Source organism: candidate division WOR-3 bacterium (genome assembly GCA_016926475.1).
Lineage (GTDB): Bacteria > SDB-A > SDB-A > SDB-A > SDB-A > JAFGIG01.
The window spans coordinates 1-7,793 of sequence record JAFGON010000041.1; the positions used below are offsets into that span (position 1 = coordinate 1).

Below are 7,793 nucleotides of genomic sequence, written 5' to 3' on the forward strand. Positions count from 1 at the left end.
TATCGCCGTCGAATCATCGTCTGTCCAGTATTGTGTCGCTATACCGACGAACTGGTCGCTCGTGCCGTATCTCGTGCAGGCTACAAAGGGCATTACTGTGTGGACGTCCCCCAGGATGAAGAATCCGGGCGCAGACCATGTTCCTCCCCCATCCGACGAGACATACTCAAGGGATCTCGTAGCTGGGTCGTCAACTGATCCGGATTGATATACAAAGTGGATGTAGTTTGTTGGATAAGCGTTGTGTCTCGCCGAGGCTAAAACCGGTTTTTGCAGATTCGCGTCTTGTCCCAGGACTATATGGTCTATCCAGCCTCCAAAATAATTTTGGTATCTGGAGATCCTGATGTCGTTGCTAGCGGAGTTGTAAAAATTCATAATGTATGCCCTGTCGTCAGGTCCTGCGCATACATCAAAATCAGTTGGATTTATCTGGTTGTATGTCAGCGTGTTTAATGTCCATGTCGCTCCTCCGTCGGCTGAAGCGCATCTGTATAGTCTCCAAGGTGAATAAGGGACAGTAAATGCAGCGTATATGTGCGGGTCTGTTTCGTCGGTAATGTCCATTTCGACCCAGTTAATATCGTTGTAAGTTGTGGACGAAAAATGGTACCAGTCGAATGCCGAATAGTCCGCTTTCAATCTGCGATAGGATAACAGCGTATCACTTCCGTAGATATATACTGTGGTGGTGTAGATGTATGGGTTTAAAGTCTGGGCTTGGACCCTCATGTCGTAACTCAAAACATTGACACCGGTGCCCTGAAACCACATCTCCCAGCCCTTAACCCATGTATAGCCCATGTCGGTGGACCTGTAAATCCAAATCGTGTCCGTAGCTCCGTGGTTAGACAAAAGAGCGACGTAGATGTATCCATTGGTATCGTAATCAAAAGCCAACCTTGTCACGTTTGACTGGACAGGGCATTCATTTGTCAACAAAAGATCGTCCCCCCAAAGAGGAGCATAAACCGATGGAGGTTGTGAAAGGTTTAAACCGCCCGACATCTCTTCGATTGACGGCGTAAAACCAGAAGTATTTATCTCCTGGTTCAAGATATCCGAGGATGATTCGCCTTCACCGACCTGTTCTATAACGGTTGCTTCTTTGAAACAGGCCTGGCTCACTTGCGCCTGCAGACCCATAAACGCGAACAGGAAAGACGTTACAACCATGACCGGTTTCATAATTTGGCCTCCTTTTTTGCGTGATTTTATATGGAAAGACTGTTTTCAAAGGACAACAATATAATTTTATGAAATAACCCAAGAATTACAAGCAGTTTTTTGAAGCATTCAAGGCAGATGAGACGCCGTTGATTATTTTTTCGATGTCTTTCGGGGACACATCGTATCTCTCTTGGTCGCTGTATATTGTCTTTGAAGATTTCACCCGAGGATACAATCTAATAAGTTTTCCTCCGGCATTCTCAGTTATCATTTCTGAAAGCTTTTCTCCAGGTAAAAGCTTTGAATCCTTTTCACCGGGGGGTAAACTTTTATCCCCGTTGCGATTTTTGAAGTTGGGATTTATTAGAAGAAGAAATATTTTTGATTTTTTAAAAAGCTTTGCCGCAGAAAGGGAATTTATGTATGCGGGGTCTTCGAAAATATTTTTAAACTTTCCGGTAAGTGGTTCGGGATAGCAATCACTGAGAAGCACCACAAGGCTTTTCGACCCTCTGTTTCTGAACTTTTCAAGTCTTGCCATGTCGAGTGATTTCAAAAGACCGTCTGCGAGTGGAGTTTTTCCGTGGACTTTAAGAGATAAAAGGCTTTTTGTGACGACTTTGTAGTTGTGAGTTGGGTGGTTGAGCGTTTTTGCTTGTTGCCCCTGAAGAGAGATTACGCCTATTCGGTCTTTGTTTTTGTTGAAATAAAAGGTCAGCGAATTTATAATTTTTGAAAAAGCCCTTGCGAAATTTATCACCGATGTGCTGACGTCGACGACGAGGATCATGTTAAGGCTTTGATGAGCTGCTCTGTCCCAACCCAAAAGATCTTTTTGCCTGAGTTCAACCGGTTTTTTTGAGCTTTGTTTCTCGGAAAAAATCTTTAAAAGTGAATAGTAAAAAGCGAGGGAATTTTCGCCGCTTTTGTAAAGTGTAAGTCGGTAATTTCTTCCTGTGACAGTGTTTTTTACCAAAGCTCTTCTCGAAAATTTTCTCGTCCGGAAACTCTGTGTTCTTCTGAATCTCTTTAATATTTTCCTGAATTCAAAGCGTGCAGACTTGAAAATGCCTTTTTCGGACTCGAAAAGGGGCGTTTGTTGTCTGTACTCCGGCTTCTTTTTAAAGTTACCTTTTTTTTTGAAATGGAAATTTCCTGGATAGAGTGTCAATCCTGCGTTTTTGTTCAGCCGCAGATACTTTTTGAACAGGTGTAAAATTTTCTTTTTTAAGGTGGGCTTTTGGATGCCCACCACAATCATTTTTTTGAGGTGTCTTCCTCCTGTATGCTGGAAACACCGTTTTTTTCATGGTTTTTCGGCGGTTTTGATCTACTGTCGGATAAGGATGTTAAAGAAATATTTTTTCCAGAGTTGACGAAGTCTTCTTTTTTTATATAATTTTCCCTGAAGACCCTTTCGATTTCTTCGAAAGATGGAGGTTCGAGAAGGCCGCTGTCTCTTGTCCTGTGGCAGAGCGTCATCAAAGCGGCTTCGAGGACATCGTCGAATACAGTTTCGGTCCTTTTCCTCAGAGCAGATATTGTCATGGCGGTTTTTGTGATTATTATATCCGGTCTTTGTCCGTCCACTTTAAGTTCGGAACACGACTTGGTTATAGTCGAAAGAAGACTGTCGTCGAGTGTAACTTCCTTCAGAAGTTTTTTTGATCTTTCCAAAGACTCTCTTAAGTCATTCTGGTCTTTTCGGAAAGATTCAAAAAAAGAATCCGGATTGTTTTCAAATGACAGCGCCCTTCTGACAATCTCGGCTCTCTGTTCAGGGGCTTTAGGTGATTCAGCCCTGACGCATAGAGGAAACCTGTCGAGTATCTGTGGCCTGAGCTCTCCTTCTTCGGGATTCATGGTACCCACGAGGATGAAATCAGACCTGTGTTTTATTGAAAATCCTTCTCTCTCTATCACGTTCCAGTGAAGGGCGGATACGTCGAGTATGTCGTCGACAAGATGGTCTGGAAGGAGGTTGACCTCGTCTATGTATAAAATATTTCTGTGAGCCATTGCGAGTATGCCGGGCAGTATGCTCTTAACGCCTTCTTTGAGAATTTTCTCGATGTCTATGCTCCCGAGGAGTCTGTCTTCGGTAGTGCTCAAAGGCAAATCAATTATCCGCCCTTTTTTCTTTTCGGCTTCATGCTGTTTTGCCTCCCTGCAGAAAGTGCAAAAATGCTCGGGTGCCTGGGGGTCACATCCGAAAACGCAGTTTTTCACCGATAAATATTCCGGCATAATGTCTTCTACAGAATGGACAAATGTGCTCTTACCTGTCCCTTTTGGACCGGATATCAAAAGCCCTCCGATTTTAGGGTTGATTATGTTGGCGAGGTAGGCGGTTTTCAGAAAATCCATTTGGACTATGGCTGTTATGGGAAATCTTGTCAATACTTCCATTTTGCCTCCCCTGAATTGTTGTGCTATTCTATCACAGGAAAATTGCCTTCAGAAAGTACCAAAGAAGCCGGAAGTCGTATGTTGATATCAAACATTTGTGATAAGTCATTCGGTTCGGTGTTTATTTCGACTGTAAAAGCCCCTTTTTTTTTGGCGAGAAGAGGAAAACCCGCCGCGGGCCACACTACCGCCGAAGTGCCGACGCTTACGAAAAGATCGCATTCTGAGATTTCATCAAGCGCTTTCCCGATTATTGCAGGATCCAATGAATCGCCGAACCAGACAATATCCGGTCTAAACCATTCACCGCAGAGATCGCATTTATACGATGGATAATTTTCCGAAAAGATTTCCTTTTTTCCGCACATGCATCTTATCCTCCAAAGCGAACCGTGAAGCTCTATGACGGACCCACTGCCTGCTCTTTGATGCATTCCGTCTATGTTCTGCGTTATCACGCTGACGTCTGTTCTCGATTTCTGGAGCTCAGAAATCCAGAAATGACCCCCATGGGGCAGGCATTTCAAGACGGCTTTTCTTCTCAACTCGTGAAACCTCAGCACTTTTTCCGGGTTCTTCTCAAAAGCATTTTGGCAGGCGTATTCCTCCCAGTTGTAATCATTCCAGATTCCGCCTTTTCCCCTGTAAGTTGGAACACCGCTCTCCGCGGACATCCCTGCTCCGGTGAAAAAGACTATTTTTTTGAATTTTTTAAAGATTCTCCCCATCTATAAAATCATAAATGCCGACAGAATTATGTCAAACGATTATTGCCAAAAAGATTGATGTCTATGTCCGTATTATGAATATAATTAGTAAATCAAACATGGAGATAAAAATGAAAAATTATGTCTGCATCGCGGTTGAGCTTAAAACCAAATGCAGGAATTGCGACGGAACAATCCACATAAACGCTTTAGCTGAAAAGATACTATGCCCTTACTGCAAATTCGAGTTGTGTTTGAGTCCCGAGACATGGAAAGGGATATTGGAAGACCCGATAAAAGACACCTCGAATTATGAAGAAGGAGAGGGTACAAATTCTACGGTCATGGGGGAAATCAATTATCAAATAACATACGGAAAACAGACCCCGAGATTTCCCGAAAGCAAAAAAAGTATAGACATAAAAAAAATTGACGATTACGCCGAGCAGGGTTATGTAGAAGACCCTGACACAGGTAAAAAATATTCTTTGAGGAAAATACCCCAAAAGTATTCAAAAATATTTCCAGGGGCTCTATATCTGGCTATGGAAGACGCGGAGCTCATTCCAGGAGGAGATAAAATTTCTGAAGGGAAAACAGAAAATTCTACCGAACCTGTCGCTTTCGCTTGCCCAAAATGCGGTGGATTTCTCGATATTGACGGAAAAGACAGAATGGTAAAATGCTCGTTCTGCAACGCATCCGTTTACCTTCCCGACGATCTGTGGATGAGGTTGCACCCGGTTAAGACGATTACGAGGTGGTATGTAATTTTAAACGAAAAGGAAATACCCTACACATGGGACTCTGAAATCTGGGATATGGCAATCGACAGACAGGGTGATATATTCATGGCTTTGGAGAGTGAAGACTCAAAACTCGATCTTGTATCTCTCGACCAAAATTTCAAGAAGAAATGGTCGAGGGGAGATCTCGAATACTACCCCAAGACATCCAACGGCAACACGAAACTCGACATAGACAGCAGGGGAAGACTGATGCTTTGGAGCGGGGACAGAGAATCCCTTCTTTTTCTGAATTCCCAGACCGGTGAGACCATGGATATTATAGGCGGAAAAGAGGGCAGATCTCCGGAGGAGGGCAAAGAGCCTTTCACCATGAAAAACGTGTTTTCACTCTGCGCGGACACCGACGAAACATTTCTTGTGTTTCACAGAAGATCGAAAGTTGACGCGGACGGGAATCCATTTTATGAGCTTCTCAGGTTTAATTTTGACGGGAAAGAACAGATGACTTGGTTTGAAGACGAAGACAGCGGCGGATTTTTCGGGAAAATCAAAAAAATTTTCAACAAGACAAAAGGCCCTCAATATTTCGACAGCCTCAAAGACATCCCGACAAAATTCAGGGATTCGGATATACAAATCTCTTTGGGGCAGGACGGGAATTACTATCTTCTGAGTTTCAACAAACTGGCCAAGTATTCAAGAGAAGGAAAAAAAGTTTATTCACTTAAACTCGACTGCGATTACACTTACTCCAAAGCGGTTGCCGACAAGGAAGGCAGCGCATACGTCCTCTCTCACGGTCAGAATGATAGGTACTATGTTTTAAAAATTTCAGGGGATGGGTCTGCGGTGAGGCGCCATCTTCTCTCTGTCGTTGACGGTGGTGTAATATCTAGCGAGGAAACTCTCGGTCTCGATGAAAAAGGCTCTTTTTATCTAGCGGGATATTCAGGGAGAATGAGGATAGTGTCCAGTGAAGGAAAGCTTTTGTTTCGAAGCGAAGAGGCGGAAAAAGACGAAGAGAGAAAAATCGAAGAGGCAAAGCGCTGATTTGTTATAATTGATCGATAGACTGTTTTGTAGTAGCTTGAATCCGCTCAAACAAAGAAAGCATGGTTTTAAGCCTAAACCTTTATAAGCCTGATTCGGAACCTAACCAGACGAAAATAGCGCCCTGCGAATTGTCTTCACCCATGATTCCGTAAGCTCCGGCGATGATGTCATCGTATCCGTCTCCGTTGACGTCTCCAGCTCCTGAAACGGAAACGCCTAACTTGGCTTCTTCAATTCCCGATTCAATCAGTTCGTGCCTGCTGGTCTGGAGGCCCGATGGTGAACCCCAAAACACATAGACCGCTCCTTCAAAATGCTCGCCGTTGCTGTAGTCGTGCGCCCCGACGATTACGTCATGGAAGCCGTCGCCGTTTATGTCGCCGGCGGAAGAAACCGAATACCCGAAAATGGAATTTTCAACTCCAGAAGAAAAGGACCAGCCCAAAAGGTCGGAAAGCCCCTCTTTTTGACCTGTGAAGACAAAACCCGCGCCTTCCCAGGATTTTGTGCCGTTGAACATTGGTGCCCCGATTATGATTTCATCAAACCCGTCATCGTCTGCGTCGCCCGCGGTTGAGACTGAAGTTCCGTATTCAGCGCCTATCTGTATGGGCATGGCCTTCCAGTCCGGTGAATTTGAAAGTCCTTCGGCGTTCCCGTAAAAGACAAGCGCCGCGCCGTATTCGTTTTCTTCGAAGTTGAAAAATGGTGCGCCGGCGATTATGTCCGAAAGACCGTCACCGTTTAAGTCGCCGGCGGACGAAACGCTGTGACCGAGAAAAGCCCATTCCTGTCCGGACACGTAAGTCCAATTGGGTTCATCTTCAAGACCGGAAGACGATCCAAAATAGACGAAAATTCCGCCCTCGTACTCTTCAAGTTGCGAATAGTTTGGAGAACCTGCTACTACATCGTCAAAACCGTCTCCGTTTACGTCACCCGCGCCGGACACAGAAAGTCCGAAAAATATTTCTTCCCCTTTGATCTCGGATGTCCACGAGGGTGTCGGCGGCAGTCCTTCAGAAGAACCGTAAAAGACGAATACTTTTCCCTGGTTCCAGAACCCACCGTCAAATCTAGGGCTCCCGATTATGATATCGTCAAAACCGTCGCCGTTTACGTCTCCTGCCATGGAAACCGAGAAACCGAAATACGCGTCTTCCTGGTCGGACTGCCATGACCAGTCAGGATCAGAGGGCAATCCTTGTTCGCCTCCGTAGAAAACGAAAGCGGCTCCTTCAAAAGCCTCTTCTTCCGTGAAATAAGGAGCCCCGGCGATGATGTCGTCGAAGCCGTCGCCGTTGACGTCTCCCGCTCCTGAAACGGAAATACCAAAACTCGCATAGATGTATTTCGAAGTAAAACGCCAATCCGGTTCAAAGTCAGAAGAAAATAGTGATACGGCAAAAAAAAGGGATATCAAAACAATTTTTTCTCGCGGGTTAAAACCAATAAAGTTTTTCATAGAACTTCCTTTAAAGCGATTAAATTATAAAAACATTAAACCCCCATAATACAACTGTACTGCATCAAAAATAAAACAAAAGTTTCTTTTTTACGAGATTAAATAAAATTGTCAAGATCCGGCCCTAAAAAAATTTTTTTATCTTTTGGGTGATATCGTCTATCTCCCCGCGTGGAGGGTGATTTTCGTATTTTTCGGAAAATCTCAACCCGAAGCTCTCGCTTTTATACCTTGGGAAAA

The 7,793-nt window shown here is 44.3% G+C and carries 6 protein-coding genes; 1 reads left to right on the forward strand and 5 read right to left on the reverse strand.

What is annotated here, in order from left to right:
• The 4 genes from JXA84_04305 to JXA84_04320 form a co-directional block, all read right to left on the reverse strand.
• Positions 1–1,188, reverse strand: a 1,188-nt coding sequence (locus JXA84_04305; protein ID MBN1150428.1) for a hypothetical protein, incomplete at its 3' end; no start/stop codon positions are given.
• 85 nt (positions 1,189–1,273) lie between these two features.
• Positions 1,274–2,431, reverse strand: a complete 1,158-nt coding sequence (locus JXA84_04310) for a VWA domain-containing protein (GenBank protein MBN1150429.1) — start codon at positions 2,429–2,431, stop codon at positions 1,274–1,276.
• Positions 2,428–3,579, reverse strand: coding sequence for an AAA family ATPase (locus tag JXA84_04315; protein ID MBN1150430.1), 1,152 nt, complete (start codon positions 3,577–3,579; stop codon positions 2,428–2,430). The genes JXA84_04310 and JXA84_04315 overlap by 4 nt, the downstream gene beginning before the upstream one ends.
• Positions 3,580–3,602: 23 nt before the next feature.
• Positions 3,603–4,307 carry an NAD-dependent deacylase gene (locus tag JXA84_04320; protein MBN1150431.1) on the reverse strand — a complete coding sequence of 235 codons (705 nt, stop codon included), beginning with the start codon at positions 4,305–4,307 and terminating at the stop codon, positions 3,603–3,605.
• A 110-nt stretch (positions 4,308–4,417) separates the two neighbouring features.
• Here JXA84_04320 and JXA84_04325 point away from each other — a divergent pair, with 110 nt between their 5' ends.
• Positions 4,418–6,085, forward strand: coding sequence for a hypothetical protein (locus tag JXA84_04325; protein MBN1150432.1), 1,668 nt, complete (start codon positions 4,418–4,420; stop codon positions 6,083–6,085).
• Between the two features lie 82 nt (positions 6,086–6,167).
• On the opposite strand, the gene JXA84_04330 is transcribed toward JXA84_04325, so the two are convergent.
• Positions 6,168–7,553 (reverse strand): FG-GAP repeat protein, encoded by a 1,386-nt coding sequence (locus JXA84_04330; protein ID MBN1150433.1) that lies wholly within the window; start codon positions 7,551–7,553, stop codon positions 6,168–6,170.
• Between the last annotated feature and the right edge of the window lie 240 nt (positions 7,554–7,793).

What these genes read in the sequence shown, in the direction of transcription:
- JXA84_04315 (MBN1150430.1), bottom strand. Translation starts at nt 3,579, where the DNA reads ATGGAAGTATTGACAAGATTTCCCATAACAGCCATAGTCCAAATGGAT.
- JXA84_04330 (MBN1150433.1), bottom strand. Translation starts at nt 7,553, where the DNA reads ATGAAAAACTTTATTGGTTTTAACCCGCGAGAAAAAATTGTTTTGATA.
- JXA84_04310 (MBN1150429.1), bottom strand. Translation starts at nt 2,431, where the DNA reads ATGATTGTGGTGGGCATCCAAAAGCCCACCTTAAAAAAGAAAATTTTA.
- JXA84_04320 (MBN1150431.1), bottom strand. Translation starts at nt 4,307, where the DNA reads ATGGGGAGAATCTTTAAAAAATTCAAAAAAATAGTCTTTTTCACCGGA.
- JXA84_04325 (MBN1150432.1), top strand. Translation starts at nt 4,418, where the DNA reads ATGAAAAATTATGTCTGCATCGCGGTTGAGCTTAAAACCAAATGCAGG.